This window comes from Rhodovarius crocodyli (genome assembly GCF_004005855.1).
Taxonomy (GTDB): domain Bacteria; phylum Pseudomonadota; class Alphaproteobacteria; order Acetobacterales; family Acetobacteraceae; genus Rhodovarius; species Rhodovarius crocodyli.
The window spans coordinates 1112236-1131518 of sequence record NZ_SACL01000001.1; the positions used below are offsets into that span (position 1 = coordinate 1112236).

Consider the following 19283-nt stretch of genomic DNA (forward strand, 5'->3'; position numbering starts at 1 on the left):
TCACGCGGTTCGAGTGGCGCCCAGGCCGCGCAGGGCGACCAGGGCACGGTGGGTAAGAAGGCCCAGCAGCATCAGCGCCGCCGCGGCCGAAACGGTCAGGAACAGGTCGTCATAGGCCAGCACATAGGCTTCTCGCGTCGCGAGCTGCCCCAGCCGCACCAGCCCCTCCGCGCTCTGCAGCGTGGTGTCGCCCAGCACGGGCCGGTACGCCGCGCCGTATTGCTGCGCGCGCTGGACCACCAACGGGTCCTGCAGCGTCAGGTGGGCCACGACCTGGGCGGAGTGGAACTTCTCGCGGATGATCACGAAGCTGCCGAGCAGGGCGGACCCGATCTGCGCGCCCAGCACCTGGCTGCCCAGGAACATGGCGATGTAGCCCATCAGCTTGGTCGGGTTGGTCCGCATCACCCAGGCCAGCGACCACGCCATGGCGGCCGGCAGGAACAGCGCGGTGCCGAAGGCGATCATCGCCTGCGGCAGGTAGAAATCGGGCGGGCGGGTAACACTGGTCGACCCGCTTTCGATCCAGGCCGCCGTGCCGATCACGGCAAGCCCGGCCATGTGCAGCCAATGCGCCCGATCGGGCGAGCAGAACACGCAGCTGATCGCGGTGCCGGCCAAGGTGCCCGACAGGATGGCGATCTGCAGCCCGGCCATGTTGTCGTTCAGCAGGCCGAGGTTCTGGAAGAAGCCCACCGCACCCGTCACCGGCTCCGCCATCACCAGCCGGGCGGCCAGCATGGTGCCCGCGAACAGCAGCAGGGTGGGCTGCATCATGAAGCGCAGCTCCAGCATGGGCTGCTTGCGGTTGATCTCGATGGCGCAGACCAGCGCCAGCAGCAGCACCCCCATCGCCAGGCACCAGCCGAGCCAGGGCGCCTCCAGCCACCAGTAGAAACGGCCGAGCGTCAGGACCATGCTGACCAGCCCGATGCCGCCCGCCAGCAGCGGAAAGCTGATGGCATCCGTCGCGCCGAACACGCGGCTGCGCGGCATTTCCGGCAGCTTCAGCATCAGCACCACGGCCAGCGACAGCAGCGCCAGGCCGCATTCCATGATGACCAGCCCATCCCAGCCCACACGGTCCAGGATGTAGGGAGAGATCAGCCGTGCGAGCGGCGGGGTGATCTGCGACCCCAGCAGCCCGATCGACAGCCCGACCGAAAGCCGGAAGCGCTCGGTCAGCACCAGCACGCAGTACAACAGCGCAAGGGTGCTGAGCGGCGCGGCGGCGAAGCCCGCGGCCGCGCGCAGCATGACCATCGTGTCGAAGTCACGCACCACCAGATGCAGCAGCGTCATCACGGCATAGACGGCGAGCCCGAGCTCGGTGAACACGCGCAGCCCGTATTGGGTGCGCGCCTTGTACAGCAGCAGCGTGGCGGGGATGCGGGTGGCGGAATAGGCGGCGACCAGCCAGGCGGCCTCGCTGCTCGTCACCGAGAAATGGCCCTGGATGGTCTGCTGGTTGGCGGTCACGAACTGGTCGCCGAGGCCCTGGGTGATACCCAGCGTCAACGCCGCCAGGATATGGGCCAGGACGCGCAGATTGGCGTTCACGACCCGTCCTCCAGCTTCTCCGCGATGCGGCGCAGCAGGCGGGTGGCCCGCTCCAGCTCCTCGGGCGGGATGTCGCCCAGCACGCGCTCGGCCTCCGCGGCGAAGGTGGCCTCCAGCTCGGCCACCATCGGCAGCGCGGCGGGCAGCAGGTGCAGGCTGTTGGCGCGGCGGTTGCCCTCGATCGGTCGGCGCGCGATCAGTCCCTGTTCCTGCAGCGCGTCCAGCATGCGCACCAGGGTGGGGTGCTCCACCATCAGGTGTTCCGCCAGCTCCCGCTGGGTCACGCCGTCCGGGTGGCGCGCCAGGAAGCGCAGCACATTGGCGCGCGTCAGCGTCTGGCCCGCCGCGCGCAGCTCCGCGTCGAAGCGGGTGCGCCAGCGCAGGGACACGCGGCGAAGCTGTTCGGTGAACTGGGTGCGCGAGCTCATGCAGCGCAATATATGTAGCGTGCTACCGTTAGCAAGCTACTTATTGCATTGCAGCATCACAGTTCCCGCACACGTCCCGCCACCAGCCCGGCATCGGTGCGCCAGCGCTTCTGGGCGCTGGGGTCGGTGGCGTCGCTGCCGCCCAGCACCATGGCGAAGCCGTGCCGCCGCCCGGAGTAGAGGTTGGCGTGCTGCACCATCCAGGTCGGCAGGGGCTCCAGCGCCACGATGTTCGCGCCGGGGCGGCAGAAGATGGTGTTGAACATGCCGGCACCGCCGGGCCCCACCACCACGCGGGCGGCCGCGAAGATGCGCACCTGCTCCTCGAAGTCGAAGTTCTCCGGCTCGATGATCGCGAAGCCCTGGGCCTCCAGCAGCGCCGCCAGCTCCGCCTCGTTCACGAAGGGGCGGTAATGCGGCTTCAGCCGTGTCTGCTGCATGCGCGAGACATAGATCTTCTCGGGCCTGGTGCCGCGCCGCGGGTCGCTGGCCTGCAGCCCCGCCACGAACTCGTCCAGGAAGTCCGAGGTCATGTCGTCCAGGAAGAACTCCGAACTCGGCAGGTCGGGCACCACCAGGCGGCGGAAGTGATGCAGCCGGCTGCGGTCATAGCTGATGATCTGGTCCGGCCCGATGCCGAAGGCGCGCAGGATGGCGCGTTGCCAGCCCTGCTGGTCCGAGACGAAGACCGGCAGCCCCTCCAGCCCCAGCAGCCGGCGCGTGGCCAGCTTCGGCACGCAGCGCAGCAGGAAGGCGCCGTAGTTGTTCTGCTCCATGGAGGAGATCAGCACGGCCTCGTCATGATCGACGCGCCGCTCCTCGCCCAGGGTGATGTGGAACTCACCCTCTCCGTAGCGCAGGTGGGTGTATTCGAACTCGCAACGGAAATCCTCCATGAAGATGCGGGAGGAATGGTTCCAGTGCAGCGTGTCGGTGATGAGGTGGGTATAGCCGCGCGGAATGATCGCGCGTTCGCCCACCAGCAGCGCATCGGGCACCGACAGGCAGAAATGCGTGATCGGATACACCTCTCGCCGGGCGTGCAGGTATTCCGCCTCGGGGAAGGGCTCGAAGGGCGCCTCGACGAAAAGCGGTTCGGGCCGGCGGATCGTGCCGTCGGGGTCGGTGGCCCATTCCGCGCGGAAGGGCGCGGTCCACATGACCTCGGCCCCGCTCTCAGGGGGCAATTCCAACGGAAGGCCATGGCCAAGCATGCGACGTTCTCGCATGCCCGGCTGCACCGCGCCAGAAGCGGTGTCGGGTGCCGCGCTCAGCCCGGCAGGCGCTTGCCGCGCCGGTGGCGGCCGATCATGCCGCGCAGAAGGGTCTTGAGCGCCGTGGCATCGATGTCCGGATGGCGGGCCAGCACCTCGGTCTCGTGCTTCTTGGCGCTGGCCAGAAGCTCGTTCACCACGGTCTCGCCGCGCGTGGTCATCTGGATGCGCACCACGCGGCGGTCCTTGGGGTCCGGCAGGCGCTTGACCAGGTTGTCGCGCACCATGCGGTCCAGCAGCTTGGTCATGGTCGGCTGCTGCAGCAGGCAGGCGTCGGCCAGGCCGCTCACCGTCTCACCCGGGCTGCCGGCCAGCGTGGCCAGCACGCGCCACACCGGCACCTGCACGCCGGCGCGGCGCAAGACCGTATGGAACTCCGTGGATACGACATGCGAGGCGCGGGCCAGCAGGTACAACAGGTAATCATCGATAAACCGCTGGGCGGGCACTGCCGCCGCTGCACTCTGGACCGAAATCGTGGCTGCCACCATGTCGCGCGCTCCCCTGACGCGTATCACTCATATAGATGACGAAATGGCGTCCAGATATGAGTCGACTGACAAGGCGAGTGGCTTCTAAGCCCTGCCATGCCGCTCTCGCATCTTTGACCACCCTGCGAGCGGAACATGGCTGAACGCAACGTCCGTCGCAATAGTTACTGTTGGTCTTTTATGAAAATGCATGCTACTAATCTCTTGATATTGCCTTACAAACAGGACATGCGAGGGATTTTTATTCCCAGGAATGTTCAATTTATTAATCATGACAGGTTTCGGGAGCGACAGCATTGTTGACGGAACGCATTGAATCGGCTTGGATGGATGCCTTCGCATCCGCTATCGCCCTCTGCCACCCTGCCCCCGGCGATGCCGTTTGCCTCCTGGCCGAAAGCCAGTCCCGCCTGCTCAATATCGAGCTCGCGGAGCTCGCTTGCCTGAAGCTCGGGCTGCGCCCGTTCCGCTGCGTGCTGCCCACCCCGGCCCCCACCGCGCCGGTGCCCGTGCGCTCCACCGGTGCCTCCCGCGCCATCCAGCACCACCCCGCCGCCCTGGCCGCCATCAAGGCCAGCCCCCTGGTGCTGGACCTGACGGTCGAGGGCCTGCTCCATGCCCCGGAACTCAAGGAAATCCTTGGTTCCGGCGCCCGCGTGCTGATGATCAGCAACGAACATCCCGAGGCCCTGGCCCGCCTTCTGCCGCAGCCCGGCGACGAGCCGATGGTGAAGGCCGCGGTCAAGCGCGCCCGCGCGGCCAAGCGCATGCGCGTCACCTCCGCCGCCGGCACCGACCTTGATATCTCCATGGAGCGCGCGGTCACCGCGGGCGTCTGGGGCTGGACCGACCGGCCCGGCACCATCGCCCATTGGCCGGGTGGAATCGTGGTCAGTTTCCCTGCCGCCGGCAGCGTGAACGGGCGCCTGGTGCTCGCCGAAGGTGACGTAAACCTCACCTTCAAACGTTACCTGCAATCCAGGGTCGCCCTGACCATCGAGGACGACCATATTACGAAAATCGAAGGCAGCGGCACCGACGCCATGTTGATGCGCCGTTACCTGGAGGCCTGGGGCGATCGGGCGGCCTATGCCGTCTCCCATGTCGGCTGGGGGCTGAACCCCCGCGCCCGCTACGAGGCGCTTTCGATGTACGACCAGCGCGACACCAACGGCACCGAACTGCGCGCGGTCGCCGGTAACTTCCTGTTTTCGACCGGTGCCAACGAATTCGCGGGCCGCTTCACCGAGGGCCATTTCGACATCCCCGTCTTCAACACCACCATCGAGCTGGACGGCGAAGCCGTGGTCCGGGACGGGGTGGTGCTGTGACGGCCTTCCTGACCTGGGGCAGCGGCGCCCCCCTGATTTGCCTGCACGGCATAGGCGGCGCGGCGGATCTATGGGCCCCCACGGCCGCCGCGTTACCCGGCCGACAGGTTCTGGCCTGGAATCAGCCGGGCTATGGCGGAAATCCGCTGCTCGCCGATCTCAGTTTTTCGACCTTGGCCGATAATTTGGCCGCCGAGCTCGTTCAAAAAGGCATCACCTCCGCGGATTTCATCGGACATTCCATGGGCGGAATGGTTGCGATCGAGCTGGCGCTGCGTCATCCGGGCCTGGTCCGCACCCTGATCCCCTATGCCACCACCCCGGCCTTCGGCGGCAAGGACCCCTCCTTCGCGCGGGACTTCCTGGCCAAGCGCCTGGCGCCGCTCGATGCAGGGGCCAGCATGGCCGAATGCGCGGCCGGGCTGGTGCGCGGCATGTGCGCCCCCACGGCCGACCCGGCCGCCGAGCCCGCCGCCATCGCCGCGATGAGCCTGGTGCCGGAGGCGACCTACCGCGCCACCCTTGCCTGCCTCACCACCTTCGACCGCCGTGACGCGCTGGGGGCCATCACCCAGCCCACCCACTGCATCGCCGGCGCCGAGGACAAGGTGGCCCCCGCCCGCACCATGCAGCGCATGGCCGATGCCATCCCGGGCGCCACCCTCTCCCTCATTCCCGGTGCCGGGCACCTGCCGCACCTGGAACAGCCCGCCGCCTTCCACGCCACCCTTCGTTCCCTGCTGGACCGCTGACCCATGGACGCCCCGATCTTCGACCCGCGCGCCTTCCGCCTCTCGCCGCTGGAGGCCGACCTGACCACCCGCGCCCGCGAATTCGGCGCCCGCGTGCTGGCCCCGCGCGCCGCCCGCTGGGACCGCGAGGCGACCTTCCCCATGGACAATTACCGGGACATGCACCGCGAGGGCTGGCTTGGCGTGTGCATCCCCACCGCCGATGGCGGGCTGGGCGCCGATTTCCGCGCCTATTGCCTCACGGCGGCGGAGCTCGGCCGGTACTGCGGCGCCACGGCGCTGACCTGGAACATGCATGTGTGCAGCACGCTCTGGACCGGCGTGCTGACCGATGACCTGGAGATGCCGGCCGACGTCCGCGCCCAGCATCACGCCCGCCGGCTGGTTCACTACAAGCGCATCCTCGAGGACGGCGCGATCTACTCCCAGCCCTTCTCCGAAGGGGGCGCCGCCGCCGCCGGCACCATCGCCTTCGGCACCACCGCCACCAAGGTCGAGGGCGGCTGGACCATCAACGGCAAGAAGATCTTCGCCTCGCTGGCGGGGCATGCCGACTTCTACGGCGTGCTGTGCACCGATGTGACGGACGGAACCTCCTCCCGCCGCAACACTCTTTATATGGCGGTGCCCGCCACCGCCCCGGGCGTCACGGTCGAAGGCGAGTGGGACCCGCTCGGCATGCGGGGCACCGTCTCCCGCAATCTGCTGTTCAAGGACGTGTTCGTGCCGGACGACGCGGCGCTGATGCCCGGCGGCCTGTACTTCCAGGCCGCCAGCCGCTGGCCGCACATGTTCATGACCCTCACGCCCACCTACATGGGGCTGGCCCAGGCGGCCTATGACTTCACCGTGCGCTACCTGCGCGGCGAACAGCCGGGCACGCCCCCCGTGAAGCGCCGCATGTACCCCACCAAGCAGATCGCGGTGGCGGAGATGCGCGTGATGCTGGAACAGACCAAGGCGCTGTGGTTCCAGGCGATTTCCGAGGCCTGCGCCGACCCGGGGCGCGATTCCATGCTGCGCGCGCTGGCGGCTCAGCATACAGTCATGGAAAATGCGAATTCATTGGCCGCGAAGGCCGTGCGGACATGCGGGGGCCAGTCGATGCTGAAATCGCTTCCTCTGGAGCGCATCTACCGCGACAGCCGCTGCGGCTCCCTCATGCTGCCCTGGACCGCCGAGATCTGCATCGACCGACTGGGCCGCGAGACGCTGTACGAGCGCGGCGAGACGGATGAGTAACGTCATCCCCTTCCCGGGCCGCAAGGCCGCGCCCCCATCGGCGCCGGCACCTGCGGCTGCCCTGGGCGGCTCCCTCTGGGCCGCCTTCGAGGATGTGGCGCTGCGCCACCCCTCCCGCCGCGCCATCCGCGACGTCGACGGCAGCCTGACCTTTGCCCAGCTGCACGGCGTGGCCACCCAGCTTTCGGCCGTGCTGGCGCGTGAGGCCGCGCGCGACCCCTCCCGCCCCAATATCGGCATGCTGGGCCAGAACGGCGCGGTGCACCTGGCCACCCTGCTGGCCTGCGCCCGCGCGGGGCTGGCCATGGTGCCCATCAACTGGCGCCTGGCCGAGGACGAATGGTGCTGGATCGCCGAGGATGCGCGGCTGGCCGCCGTGGTCGAGGGCTTCGGCCACCGCATGCCCGAACGCTTCATGCAGCAGCAGGGCATCGGCACCATCGGTGCCTCCAGCTGGCGCATGCTGCCGCGAGAGGTCCTGCCCGGCGGTCAGGACAAGGGCCTGCCCGATGCGCCGGTCGTCATCTGCTACACCTCCGGCACCACCGGCCGGCCGAAGGGCGCGGTGCTGACCCAGGCCGCCATGCTGGCCAATGCCCGCAACGCGCAGTCCCTGTTCGGCATCACCGCCCCAGACCGCGTGCTGACCGTGCTGCCGCTGTTCCATGTCGGCGGGCTGAACATCCAGACCCTGCCCGCCCTGCTGGCCGGCGCCGAGATCATCCTGCACCAGAAGTTCGAGCCCGAGGCCTTCTTCGACACGCTGGAGCGCGAGAAGCCCAGCCTGACCCTGGTGGTGCCCGCCGTGATGTCCGTGCTGATCCGCCACCCGCGCTGGGCGGGGGCGGATCTGTCCTGCCTGCGCGCCGCCGGGGCCGGGTCCTCCGACGTGCCGGTCGAACTCATCGAGGCCTTCCACGCCAAGGGCGTTCCCGTCCAGCAGGTCTACGGCAGCACCGAGACCGCGCCCATCGCCATCGCCCAGACCCGCGACCAGGCCCTGGCGGCCCCCGGCTCCATCGGCACCTCCGCCCCCTTCGGTGAGGCGAAGCTGGCCGACAGCGGCGAGATCCTGGTGCGCGGCCCGCACGTCATGCGCGGCTACTGGAACAACGAAGCGGCCACGCTCGACGCCTTCACCCCCGACGGCTGGTACCGCACCGGCGACATGGGCCGGCTGGACGAACAAGGCCGCTACTGGTTCACCGACCGGCTGAAGCACATCATCATCTCGGGGGGCGAAAACATCTCGCCCGCCGAGATCGAGCGCGTGCTGCGCGAGGCACCCGGCGTGCTGGAATGCGCTGTGGTGGGCCGGCCCGACCCGCGCTGGGGCGAAGTGCCCGTGGCGGTGGTGGTGCCGGGCCCCGGCTTCGACGCCCAGGCCACCCTCAACCACTTCGACGGCCGCCTGGCCCGCTTCAAGCACCCCCGCGCCGTCGTCACCCTGAACAGCCTGCCCCGCACGGCACTCGGCAAGGTCAACCTGCCGGAACTGAAACGGGTGCTGGCGGAGGGATAGGGCGCACTCCGGGGGTTTCACCCCCGGGCCCCGACCAAGGGCTCTGCCCTTGGAACCCGCCAAAGGCCGAAAGGCCTTTGGAAACCGGGAGCTGGAAAGTTGGGGAGGGGGCACAAAGGGGGCGTCGGGCCGGGAACTCGTTCTGAGCCCCCTCCCCAACTTTCCAGAAACTCATGGGGGTCCAGGGGCCACAGGCTCCTGGCGGGGGTGCCGGGGGCAGCGCCCCTGGCTGGGGGTCCGGGGGCGAAGCCCCAGGAAAGCGCCCCCTACCCCACCACCATCACCCCGCTCAGTCCCCGGCTGATCGCCTGTTGCAGGGCCGGCAGTTCCAGGGCGACGCAGCCTTCGGTGGGGGCGAAGGCGGGCCGGGCGATGTGCAGGAAGATGGCGCTGCCGCGGTGGGGCACCACGGGTTCGATGTTCCAGTCCAGGATGCCGATGATGTCGTACAGGGCATCGTCGCGCCACAGGCGTTCGTGGCTGACGTCGAAGGGCAGGGTGACGGGTCGGTTGTATTGGCGGTGGGTGGGTGCGTCGCACCAGCCGTCGTCAGGGCCGATGGGTTCCACGGGCAGGGTGGTCACGGGCTTGGCCACGCGGTCGGCGCGGTAGAGCAGCCGCAGCAGGCGCATTTCGCCGGGCGGCGTGGCGCCGTCGCCTTCGGTCTTGTCGGCGCGGATGCCGCCCTTGCCCAGGGCGCAGCGCCAGATGTCGCCCTGGAAGTGGAACAGCCCGTCGGGGGTCACGCGTGCGATGGTCATGCCACAGCGGTATTGTCGCCGGGCGGCGCTGTCCAGCGGCGATAGGCGGCGAGGGCCTGGTCGGGCGTGGTGGCATAGGCCAGCGCGCTGCCGCTGACGCTCAGCAGCGGGTCGGGCCGCCCGGCCAGATAGGCGCGCATGCGCTCCACCGGTTGGAACTGTTCCACGGCGGTGGTGGCGGCCGCCGTCATCATGCCGGTCACGCCGCCGAACAGCGCGCCGCCCAGCACGCGGAAGGCGGGCTGGATGTCATCCCCGGTCACTGCCCGGTAGATCGTGCCCACCACGGGAATATGCTGCAGCGGGTTCAGCGCGCGCAGCATCTCGTCGAAGGTTGTGTGGCCCTGGATGGGCATGGCCGCGTCGTCGTTCAACGGCGGGCCGCCATCGGCGGTCGGCGTATCGCGCCACACATGGGCGGGGGCGATGCTGAGGCGCACGGGGTCTGAGATCATGCGCGGGGCACAGCAAGCCTTGTGCCAGCGCAACGCGCGGATGGCGGCGGCGGTGCTTCCGCCCCACATTGCCCCCATGGACACGCTCACCATCCCTTCGCTCGACGACAGCCGCTGGCAGGCGGTGGTGGACCGCGACGCGGCCCCCGCCTGCGGGCCCTTCCTGTATGCGGTGACCACGCAGGGGGTGTTCTGCCTGCCCGGCTGCCCGTCGCGCCCGCCCCTGCGGCGCAACACCCGCTTCTTCGCTGACATCCCCGCCGCCGAGGCCGCGGGTTTCCGCGCCTGCAAGCGTTGCGACCCCAGGGGCGACCGCGCCGCCCTGCACCGCGCCGCCATCGAGGCCGCGATGCGCATGATCGACGAGGCGGAGGAGATCCCCTCCCTGGCCGCGCTGGCCGCCCGCGCCGGCTATGCCCGCCACCACTTCCTGCGCCTGTTCAAGGAAGTGGCGGGGCTGACCCCGCGTTCCTATGCCGAGAACGCGCGCGGCCGGCGCCTGTCGGCCGCGCTGGCCAAGGGCGAGCGCGTGGCCGATGCCGTGGCGGGCGCGGGTTTCGGCAGTGAGAGCCGGGTCTATGAGAACACCGCCCGCCACCTGGGCATGACGCCGGGCGCGGCCCGGCGCGGCGGCGCCGGAGAGGCCATCCGCATCGCCCGCGCGGAATCCGCCATGGGCCCGCTGCTGGTGGGCGCGACTGCCGCCGGCATCTGCTTCCTGGGCTTCGGCGAGGAAATGGAGGCGCTGGAGGGCGACCTGCGCCACCGCTTCCCCGCCGCCGCCGTCGAGGAAGCGCCCGACGGGCTGGCCGATGCCGTGCGGCAGATCGTGGCCTTCATCGCGGAACCGCAATCCGCTCTGCGCCTGCCGCTGGACCTGCGGGGCACCGCCTTTCAGCGCCGCGTGTGGGAGGCCCTGCAGAACATCCCCTTCGGCGAGACCACCACCTATTCGGGCCTGGCCGCGCGGATGGGCACGCCGGCCGCCACGCGCGCCGTGGCGCGGGCCTGCGCGCAGAACCCCGTCTCGCTGGCCGTGCCGTGCCACCGGGTGGTGGCCACCAGCGGCGACCTCACGGGCTATCGCTGGGGGGTGCCGAACAAGGCGCGTCTTCTGGTGGCGGAGGCCGAAGCGAGCGGATCGCTTCCTCCAGAATCCGCGGCCCGGGCGCGGAAAGCCACCGGGCAGGCTGCGTGATCGCGGCGGCCAACTGGGCCTTGTAGTCGGCGCGGGGGATTTCCTCGGTGCCGAACTGCGCCAGATGCGCGGTCAGGAACTGGGTATCCAGCAGGGTGAAGCCGCCGAGCCTGAGCCGGGCCACCAGATGCACCAGCGCCACCTTCGACGCATCGCGCGCGCGGCTGAACATGCTTTCCCCGAAGAACGCCCCGCCGATGGACACGCCATACAGCCCGCCCACCAGCGCGCCGTCCTGCCAGACCTCCACCGAATGGGCGTGGCCCTGGCGGTGCAGGGCGGTGAACAGGGCCTCGATCTCGGGGTTGATCCAGGTGTCCTCGCGGCCCGGCGCGGGTTCGGCGCAGGCGGCGATGGCGGCCGGGAAGTCATGGTCCGCCGTGACGGTGAAGGGGCCCGAGAGCACCGTGCGCAGCAGCCGGCGCGGCAGATGGAAGCCATCCAGCGGCAGCACGCCGCGCAATTCGGGGTCCAGCCAATAGAGGCGGTTGCTCTCCCGCTTCTCGGCCATGGGAAAGAGACCCGCCTGATAGGCGCGGAGCATCAACTCCGGCGTGATCTCGATGCTGCGACGGCTCATTCTTTCTGCATCCAACGCCGGAAGCGGCCCGTTACGCAACCGCGAAGTGACGAAAAAGGGCGGTTCATGCCAGTTCTGGTATTGGTTGAGTTGCGGCTGAAGCCGACTAAGCGTCAGGAAATCATGGCCAGCGTGCCGGCCTTCGAGGCTGCGACCAGGCAGGAGGCGGGGTGCCTGGCCTTCGATGTGATGTATTCCTCCACCGATGTGGACCTGATGTGCAGCGTCGGCCGCTGGAAAGACCGGATGTCGGCCCAGGCCCATCAGGAGGCCGACCACACGGTGGCGATGATCGACGTCGCGCTGGAACACGGCACGGATGCGCCGCGCTTCACGGTGGTGGACGTGGGCTAGGGCCTCAGGCCGGGGGCGTCCAGGGTTCCTCGTTGACGGCGGCGACGCGCCAGTCGCCGTCATGCCGTTCCAGCCGCGTCAGGCCCAGGTTCTTGATGCTGAACTGCAGCGCCTGATGCGCCGTCATGCCGGTGGCATGCGCCAGTGCCGCGCGGATGGACCCGCCATGGGCCACGATCACCACATCCTGGTCCGGGTGGCTGTCGGCCAGCCCGTCCAGCACGGGGCCGACACGTTCCACGACATCGGAAAACGCCTCGCCGCCCGGCGGGCGCTCACCGGCGCCATGGGGCCAGAAGGGGTGCGCGGGCTCGGTCAGGCGCTCCACCAGCTCCTCATGCGTGATGCCCTGCCAGTCGCCCAGATGCTGCTCGACCAGGTCTTCCTCACGCACCAGGGGGGTGCGGGGGTAGCCGGCGGCGAAGATGCCTTCGGCGGTGGCCTGGGTGCGGGTCAGGGTGCTGGTGACCCAATGCGCGCCCTGCGGCAGCCGATAGGCAAGCCAGCGATACAGCGCGGCTTCCTCTGCCATCGCGATGTCGCAGAGCGCCACGTCCATGCTGCCATAGAGCACGGCGCGTGCGGCAGGGGTGACGATGGCGTGGCGGATGAGGAAGAAACGGGTGACCGGCATGGGGGGGTGTCTATCCCCTCTTCGGCCAGGTCGCCAGCACCACACTCACCCCCATCAACGCAAACCCCACCACATGCACGGCTGAGAACCGCTCCCCCAGCACCGCCACCGCCGTCACCGCCGCACTGGCCGGCAGCAGCGCGGTGAACACCCCCGCCACCCCCGCCGGCACCCGCCGCAGCCCGCGGTACCACAGCACCAGGCAGGCCACGCTCGCCGTCAGGCTATGGAACACCAGCAGCCCGCCCAGCCCGGGGTCCGCCAGCTTCGCCACCGCCCCGTAATCCGGCGCCGCGAACGGCAGCAGCACCGCCGCCGAGAACAGCTGCATCCAGAAGCTGGCCGTATACACCCCCGCCTGGCCCGCCACGCGCTTGGCCAGCAGCACATAGACGGCCTCACCCACCACGCCCACGAAGATCAGCGCATTGCCCAGCAGGCTGCCCACGCCCCCGGCATCGCCCAGCCTGGCCAGCGTGATCGCGGCCATGCCGAGCCCCGCCAGCCCGGCCGCCACCCATTGCCGCGCGCTCAGCTTCTCCCGCAGCCACAGGAAGCTGCCCATCGCGACCACGGCCGGCAGGGTGGCCAGCACCATGCCCCCCTCCAGCGCGCTGGTCAGCCGCAGCCCGGCCAGCAGCCCGGCATTGTAGATCGCGGTGCCGAACACTGCCTGCCAGAACAGGTTGCCCAGCACGGCGCGGGACGGCCGCGGAAATCCCTCGATCGACCGCGCCAGCGGAAACAGCACCACGAAGGCCAGCACGCAGCGCAGATGCGCGATCAGCGCGATCGGCAGCGCCTCGCTCAGCAGCTTCGCCACGCCGACATTGGCGCCCACCAGCGCCATGGCCAGCGCCAGTTGCAGATAGGCGGTCACTCGGCCTTGAAGGGGGACAGTTCCGCCAGCTCCCGCATGTGCAGCAGGATGGCGGGGCGTTCCTGGTCCAGGAACTGCGCCACGGCGCGCCGCAGCCCGGTATGCGCGATGGCATGCGCGGAATAGGTCGGCACCGGCATGTAGCCGCGCTGGATCTTGTGCTCTCCCTGCGCGCCGGCCTCCACGCGCGGGACGTTCTGCGCGATGGCGAAGTCCATGGCCTGATAATAGCACAATTCGAAATGCAGGAAGGGCACCTCCTCCGAGGCACCCCAGTTGCGGCCATGCAGCGCATCCGGCCCCAGCAGGTTCAGCGCGGCGGCGACGGGCTCCGTGCCCCGGAACGCCACCATCAGCACCACCGCATCGCCCAGCCGCTCACCCAGCAGCGGCCAGAAGCCGGATTGCAGATAGGCGGTGCCCCAGCGCTTATCGACCGTCGCGCGATAGAAGCCATGGAACGCCTTCCACAAGGCGGGCGTGATCTCGGGCCCGCGCAGCGCGCGGAACTCGAGGCCCGCCGACTGCGCATCCCGCCGCTCGCGCTTGATCTGCTTGCGCTTGCGGCTGGCCATGGGCGCCAGCGCGTCCTCGAAACTGGCATAGCCGGGATTCGCCCAATGGAACTGCGTGCCCAGGCGCGGCAGCCAGCCCTGCGCCGCCAGCGCCTCCTGCTCGGCCTCGGTGCAGAAGGTGACGTGGACCGAGGAACAGCCGATCTTCTCCATCGCATCCGTCAGCCCCTGCGCCAGGGCGGGCAGGGCGTGCGGCACGTCGGGTGCGGTCAGCAGGCGCGGCCCGGGCACGGGGCTGAATGGCGAGGCCACCTGCAGCTTGGGATAATAATCCCCGCCCGCGCGCTCGAAGGCCTGGGCCCAGCCATGGTCGAACACGTATTCGCCGTAGGAGTGCCCCTTGGCATAGACCGGCGCGGCCGCCACCAGCCGGCCCGCCTCGTCGCGCAGGGCGGCGTGCTGCGGCAGCCAGCCGGTGCGCCGGCCCACGCTGCCGCTATCTTCCAGCGCCGCCAGGAACTCATGCCGCACGAAGGGGTTGCCCCCCGCCAGACCGTTCCACTCCTCCGCCGGGATGTCCCCGATATGCTGATGCAGGCTGAGGGTGAATTCGGGCGCGGCCATCCGTCGAAGATGAGCGCGCGACCCCGTTACCGCAACAGCCCGCCTTCCGGCCGAATGGCCTCGCTGCCCGGAAAGGCCTTGGCCACTGCCTCGTCCGGCAGCTTCAGGTGCTGCGCCAGCAGCGCCTTGGCCACGGCGCGCAGGTCGCGGGTGGGGGCCAGGTCGCGGTTCTCGAACAGATCGGTCAGCCCCGGCCAATTGGCCAGCACCCGCCCGCCCCGCACGGCACCGCCGGCCAGCAGCGCCACGGTGCCGGTGCCATGGTCGGTGCCGTTGGTGCCGTTCACCCGCACGGTGCGGCCGAACTCCGTCACCACCAGCACGGCGGTATGCGGCCACGCGTCGCCCAGCCCCTGGCGCAGTGTTTCCAACCCGTTGTCCAGCTCGGCCAGGCGCGGCGGCAGCAGGTTGGGCTGCGCCAGATGGGTATCCCACCCGCCGAGTTCCATCGCGGCCACGCGGGGGCCGTCGGCGCTGGCCAGCAGGCGCCCGCCCGCCTCGGCCAGTGCCGCGAAGCCGTTGGCGCCGCGAGGCGGTGGCTCCAGCCCGCCCAGCACCTCGGCCGAGAAGCCGCGCGCGCGCAGACCCTCGTTAAAGGCCGGGCCCAGCACCGGGTCGGCCGCGTTCAGCCGGGCCAGCGTGGCCAGCAGCTCCGATCCGGGCGGGCGGGCGCCGCGCAGCGCATGGGCGCCCACCGGCACGCTGCCGCGGATCAGCAGCGGCACATCGGTTCCGAGCGCCAGGCCACGCCGCGCGCGCCCCGCCTCTGGCATCGCCTCCAGCGCGCGGTTCAACCAGCCGGAGGACAGGCGATGGTCCGCCCCGCTCTCCAGACTGTCCTGCGCGTCGAAATGGCTGCGGCTGCGGGTGGCGCCGGCCACCGCATGCAGCACCATCGCCTGGTTCGCCGCATACATCGCGGCGAATTTCGGCATGGCCGGGTGCAGGCCGAAATGCCCGCCCAGGTCCAGCAAGCCGCCTTCCTGCCCCGGCTCCGGCAGCACCAGCGGCGCGCGCAGCTCGCGCAATGCCGCGTCGCCATAGGGCTGCACGGCATACAGCCCGTCCAGCGCCCCGCGCAGGATCACGACCACCAGCCTGGCGTCACCAGGCACTTCCGCCACGGCCAGCCGCGTGCGGCCGAACAGCATGGCGCCCGACAGGCCGAGCAGCGTCGCCCGGCGGGAGATCGAGGGAAGATGTCTCATCGGCGCTGGAACTCCGGGCAGCTCAGCAGCAGCAGCATCGCCTCCCGTGCCGAAGGCGCGCGGCGGATCGCGGCGGCACTTTCCGCCCCCAGCAGGGGGCCGAGCACGGTTTCCGCCACCGGCACCGGCTGCAGCCCGCGCGTCACCGCCTGGCCGGCCGGGGCCTGTGCCCAATCCACCCGGCGCATCAGCTGTTCCGGCACGGCCCAGCTGGCGGCATCATCCGGGTAGCCGTTGGGCATGCCGGCTGACCAGATCGGCTGGCCCAGCAGCTCCATCGCAAAGACCGCATTGGGCACGGCCGAGATATCGGCCCCCGTCGCGCGCAGCGCCGCCATCACGAAATCCCAGGGCGTGCGCAGCTTTGACAGGGGTTGTGCCCAGGCCTCCGGCAATTCCACCAGGGCGCGCGACACGGCGGCCAGATCGCCGCCCGTGCGGCCGAATACAGCCCGGATACGCGCCACCGCGCGGGGCGGCGGGTCATCCCCCACGAAATGCCGCACCAGCTTTTCCGCCAGGAAGCGATGGCAGGCCGGCTGGTTCGCCAGCATGCGCAGGGCGGCGATGCCGCCTTCCTCGCCCTCGGGGATGGTCTGGCCCAGCAGGGTCTTGTCGCCCGGCTGATGTGTGAAGGGGCGGAACATGAAGCCCTCGGGCTCATTGGGATTGCGCCCGATCGACCAGCCCGTCAGCACCTTGGCGAATTCCGTCACGTCGGCCTGCGCATAGCCGCCGCGCGGCGACAGGGTGTGCAGTTCCAGCACCTCCCGCGCCAGGTTCTCGTTCAGCCCGCCGCCCCGCCGGCGTTGCCCCGCCGGGCTGTCGGGCCCGATGGAGTTCTGGTTGTCCAGGTAGAGGATCATGGCCGGGTGGCGCACCACCGCCAGCAGCATGTCCTCGAACCGGCCGAAGATATGCGGGCGGATCGCCTCGCGCATGAAATGGCCGATCAGCGCCGTGGTCTGGCCCCGCCCGCGGCTGACGGTGAAGTGGTTCAGCCAGAACTGCGCCAGCCGCTCGGCGAAGGGCGCGTCGCTGGCGACTGCCTCCGCGGTGCAGGCCAGGGCCTCCGCGCGCATCAGCTGGCCGGGGTCCAGCCCGCCTTCCAGCCGGGCACGCCCGCCCAGCCGCATGGAATCCATGCAGACGCGCAACGGCAGGCCGGGCTGGGCCAGCGGCGGGCGGATCTGGGCGAGCAGCCAGGTTTCCGGGGTGTCGGGCAGGGCTTCGCCCGCGCGGGGCCCGAGACCGAACCGGATGGCTGCGATGTGGGAACGCGATGCCATGGGCCGACACTATCACCGCTCGCCGGGGGCGAACGTAAAATAGTGTTCAGGCCTTCTTCTCCCAGCCCTTCGGCCCCTGCTGCCAATAGGCCAGCGTATGCCCCGCCGCCTTGCCCGCCCGCCAGCGGTTGCGGGCGGCCTGCACCGCGCCCTCGTCATTGCCGTCGAACAGGTCGAACACGCGGTCATATTCAGCCAGATGCGCGCTTTCGGCGCCTTCCATCAGGAACAGGTGGCGCGCCCCGTTGGGCGCCGGCGCATCCTCGGTCGTGATCCAGATGGGCTGCAGATCGGCATTGCCGGTGGCGGGCGTGCCGTGCGGCAGCCAGTCCGGGTCCTGGCTCAGCCACAAGGTGCTGTCGATGTGCTGAAGCCGTTCCTCGCTGGCGCACAGCAGCACCGCGCGCCCCGGCAGGGACAGCACCCGGCCCAGCAGCTTCGGCAGCGCCTGCTCGGGGCTGCTGCGCGTCAGGTGGTAGAAGCCGATCTCCGCCATGCGCCCTTCATGCCTGGGAATTGGGCAGCCGCTGCCGCCCACCCCGTTTCCTACATCGATTTTCCCATGGCGCGCAGCCCCGGCGCCGCGCCACCATCGCACCCATGCAGAGACGCGCCCTGATCGCCACGCCGCTGGCGGCCCCCCTCCTCACCCGCCGGGCGGAGGCCCAGGGGCGAACGCTCACCATCGGTATCGGGGGCGCCTTCTCCTCGATGGACCCGCACTACCACGACCTCTCGCCCAACCACGCCCTGACGCAGCATATCTTTGAGCCATTGATCACCACCGATGCGGACGGCATCCCCATCCCGTGCCTGGCGACCAGCTGGCAGGCGCTGGAGCCCACCCTGTGGGAGATCAAGCTGCGCCCGAACGTGACGTGGCACGATGGTTCCCCCTTCACCGCGGACGACGTGCTGTTCACCTTCCAGCGCGCGCCCAACGTGCCCAACAGCCCGGCCAGCATGGGCCAGTACATCCGCCCGCTGACCAATGTGACGACGCCGGACCCGCTGACCCTGCACATCCGCACCGCGGCCCCCGTGCCGCTGGTGCCGCGCATGCTGTCCTCCTTCGTCATCGTCAGCCGCAAGCATGGCGAGGGCATGGACACCCGCGACTACAATTCCGGCCGCGCGGCGGTGGGCACCGGCCCCTATAAATATGTCAGCTTCACCCCCGGCGACCGTGCGCTGTTCGACGCCAACCCCGCCTATTGGGGCGGCGTGCAGCCCTGGTCGCGCGTGGTGTACCGCATGATCCCGAACGACAGCGGCCGCGTGGCGGCCCTGCGCGCCGGCGACCTGGACGCGATCGACAACGTGCCGACCCGCGACGTGGCCGCCATGCGCCAGGTGCCCGGTATCACGGTGCAGACCAAGGTCGGCCAGCGGCTGATCTATCTGTATCTGGACGTGGCGCGCGAACGCAGCCCCTTCGTGACGGACCTGCGCGGCAACCCCATCCCGAACCCGCTGCGCGACGTGCGCGTGCGCCGCGCCATCACCCACGCCATCAACCGCGAGGGCATCGCCCGCCAGCTGATGGAGGGCTTCGCCCGCCCCACCGGCCAGTTCGTGCCCGAGGGCGGCATGGGCTACGACCCCACCATCCCGGTGCCGGCCTTCGACCCCGCCCTGTCCCGCCGCCTGCTGGCCGAGGCGGGCCTGCCCGAAGGCTTCGCCATCACCCTGCACGCGCCCAACGACCGCTATGTGAACGATGCCGAGATCGCCCAGGCACTGGCGCAGATGTGGACGCGCGTGGGCATCCGCACCGCAGTGAACGCCATGCCCAGCAGCGTGTTCTTCCCGCGCACCCCGCGCGACGAGAACAGCATCGCGCTCACCGGCTGGTCCTCCAACACCGCTGAACCGAACACCACGCTGATCAACCAGGTGGCGACGCAGATGCCCGAGCGCGGCTGGGGCACCACCCGCCGCGCCAGCCACTATTCCAACCCCGAGACCGACGCGATCATCGAACGTGCCCTGGCCACCATCGACCCGACCGAGCGCGCGGAACTGTACAAGGAAGCCATCCGCATCGGCATCATGCGCGATGTCGCGACCATTCCGCTGCATCATCAGGTGAACGTCTGGGCCACCCGCAGCCATGTGAGCTATGCGCCCCGCATCTGGGAAACGACGCGGGCGATGGAGTTCAGGCCGGCGTAGTCCCGGGCGG

At 70.0% G+C, this 19283-nt stretch carries 19 protein-coding genes and 1 pseudogene; 7 read left to right on the forward strand and 13 right to left on the reverse strand.

Features of this window, described 5'->3' with window-relative positions; all coding sequences use genetic code 11:
* The 4 genes from EOD42_RS05320 to EOD42_RS05335 form a co-directional block, all read right to left on the reverse strand.
* On the reverse strand, positions 1-1560 hold the full coding sequence (locus EOD42_RS05320; protein WP_127786402.1) for an MFS transporter: 1560 nt from the start codon (positions 1558-1560) through the stop codon (positions 1-3).
* Positions 1557-1988 carry a MarR family winged helix-turn-helix transcriptional regulator gene (locus EOD42_RS05325; RefSeq protein ID WP_127786403.1) on the reverse strand — a complete coding sequence of 144 codons (432 nt, stop codon included), beginning with the start codon at positions 1986-1988 and terminating at the stop codon, positions 1557-1559. The genes EOD42_RS05320 and EOD42_RS05325 overlap by 4 nt, the downstream gene beginning before the upstream one ends.
* Before the next feature lie 56 nt (positions 1989-2044).
* Entirely contained in the window at positions 2045-3181 is a 1137-nt protein-coding gene (locus tag EOD42_RS05330) for a glycosyltransferase family 61 protein (RefSeq protein ID WP_164867794.1), read from the reverse strand.
* Positions 3182-3258: 77 nt separating this feature from the next.
* Positions 3259-3753: a MarR family winged helix-turn-helix transcriptional regulator gene (locus EOD42_RS05335; protein ID WP_127786405.1), complete on the reverse strand. Its 495-nt coding sequence runs from the start codon at positions 3751-3753 to the stop codon at positions 3259-3261.
* Positions 3754-4079: 326 nt separating this feature from the next.
* Here EOD42_RS05335 and EOD42_RS05340 point away from each other — a divergent pair, with 326 nt between their 5' ends.
* From EOD42_RS05340 to EOD42_RS05355, 4 genes are read left to right on the forward strand one after another with little or no spacing between them, the layout of a single operon-like run.
* Positions 4080-5084, forward strand: coding sequence for a M29 family metallopeptidase (locus EOD42_RS05340; protein WP_206020243.1), 1005 nt, complete (start codon positions 4080-4082; stop codon positions 5082-5084).
* Positions 5081-5836: an alpha/beta fold hydrolase gene (locus tag EOD42_RS05345; RefSeq protein WP_164867795.1), complete on the forward strand. Its 756-nt coding sequence runs from the start codon at positions 5081-5083 to the stop codon at positions 5834-5836. The genes EOD42_RS05340 and EOD42_RS05345 overlap by 4 nt, the downstream gene beginning before the upstream one ends.
* 3 nt (positions 5837-5839) lie before the next feature.
* Positions 5840-7078, forward strand: coding sequence for an acyl-CoA dehydrogenase family protein (locus tag EOD42_RS05350; RefSeq protein ID WP_127786408.1), 1239 nt, complete (start codon positions 5840-5842; stop codon positions 7076-7078).
* Complete coding sequence (locus EOD42_RS05355; RefSeq protein ID WP_127786409.1) at positions 7071-8600, forward strand: class I adenylate-forming enzyme family protein; 1530 nt, start codon at positions 7071-7073, stop codon at positions 8598-8600. Before EOD42_RS05350 ends, EOD42_RS05355 begins: the two co-directional genes overlap by 8 nt.
* A 266-nt stretch (positions 8601-8866) precedes the next feature.
* Here the strand turns inward: EOD42_RS05355 and EOD42_RS05360 are convergent, their stop codons facing one another.
* Both EOD42_RS05360 and EOD42_RS05365 read right to left on the reverse strand, forming a co-directional pair.
* Positions 8867-9361: a L,D-transpeptidase family protein gene (locus tag EOD42_RS05360; RefSeq protein WP_127786410.1), complete on the reverse strand. Its 495-nt coding sequence runs from the start codon at positions 9359-9361 to the stop codon at positions 8867-8869.
* On the reverse strand, positions 9358-9816 hold the full coding sequence (locus EOD42_RS05365; protein WP_127786411.1) for a hypothetical protein: 459 nt from the start codon (positions 9814-9816) through the stop codon (positions 9358-9360). Before EOD42_RS05365 ends, EOD42_RS05360 begins: the two co-directional genes overlap by 4 nt.
* Before the next feature lie 76 nt (positions 9817-9892).
* On the opposite strand from EOD42_RS05365, the pseudogene EOD42_RS05370 reads away from it, so the two are divergent.
* Positions 9893-10891: pseudogene (locus EOD42_RS05370) on the forward strand (methylated-DNA--[protein]-cysteine S-methyltransferase); the annotation flags it as partial.
* Here the strand turns inward: EOD42_RS05370 and aat are convergent.
* On the reverse strand, positions 10890-11594 hold the full coding sequence (gene aat, locus EOD42_RS05375) for a leucyl/phenylalanyl-tRNA--protein transferase (RefSeq protein WP_127786412.1): 705 nt from the start codon (positions 11592-11594) through the stop codon (positions 10890-10892). The pseudogene EOD42_RS05370 and the gene aat sit on opposite strands and share 2 nt — an antisense overlap.
* A 66-nt stretch (positions 11595-11660) precedes the next feature.
* On the opposite strand from aat, the gene EOD42_RS05380 reads away from it, so the two are divergent.
* Entirely contained in the window at positions 11661-11948 is a 288-nt protein-coding gene (locus tag EOD42_RS05380; RefSeq protein WP_127786413.1) for a putative quinol monooxygenase, read from the forward strand.
* Between the two features lie 4 nt (positions 11949-11952).
* Here the strand turns inward: EOD42_RS05380 and EOD42_RS05385 are convergent, their stop codons facing one another.
* From EOD42_RS05385 to EOD42_RS05410, 6 genes are read right to left on the reverse strand one after another with little or no spacing between them, the layout of a single operon-like run.
* A complete protein-coding gene (locus EOD42_RS05385) occupies positions 11953-12582 on the reverse strand; it encodes a histidine phosphatase family protein (RefSeq protein ID WP_127786414.1) in 630 nt (209 codons plus the stop codon).
* Between the two features lie 10 nt (positions 12583-12592).
* Entirely contained in the window at positions 12593-13462 is an 870-nt protein-coding gene (locus tag EOD42_RS05390) for a DMT family transporter (protein ID WP_240654909.1), read from the reverse strand.
* Positions 13459-14601 (reverse strand): GNAT family N-acetyltransferase, encoded by a 1143-nt coding sequence (locus EOD42_RS05395; RefSeq protein ID WP_127786415.1) that lies wholly within the window; start codon positions 14599-14601, stop codon positions 13459-13461. Before EOD42_RS05395 ends, EOD42_RS05390 begins: the two co-directional genes overlap by 4 nt.
* A 26-nt stretch (positions 14602-14627) precedes the next feature.
* Positions 14628-15809, reverse strand: coding sequence for a DUF1501 domain-containing protein (locus EOD42_RS05400; RefSeq protein WP_127786416.1), 1182 nt, complete (start codon positions 15807-15809; stop codon positions 14628-14630).
* On the reverse strand, positions 15806-17098 hold the full coding sequence (locus tag EOD42_RS05405; RefSeq protein ID WP_127786417.1) for a DUF1800 domain-containing protein: 1293 nt from the start codon (positions 17096-17098) through the stop codon (positions 15806-15808). The genes EOD42_RS05400 and EOD42_RS05405 overlap by 4 nt, the downstream gene beginning before the upstream one ends.
* A gap of 46 nt (positions 17099-17144) precedes the next feature.
* On the reverse strand, positions 17145-17594 hold the full coding sequence (locus tag EOD42_RS05410; protein ID WP_127786418.1) for a DNA polymerase III subunit chi: 450 nt from the start codon (positions 17592-17594) through the stop codon (positions 17145-17147).
* A 104-nt stretch (positions 17595-17698) separates the two neighbouring features.
* Here EOD42_RS05410 and EOD42_RS05415 point away from each other — a divergent pair, with 104 nt between their 5' ends.
* Entirely contained in the window at positions 17699-19273 is a 1575-nt protein-coding gene (locus EOD42_RS05415; RefSeq protein ID WP_127786419.1) for an ABC transporter substrate-binding protein, read from the forward strand.
* The last annotated feature ends 10 nt before the right edge of the window (positions 19274-19283 follow it).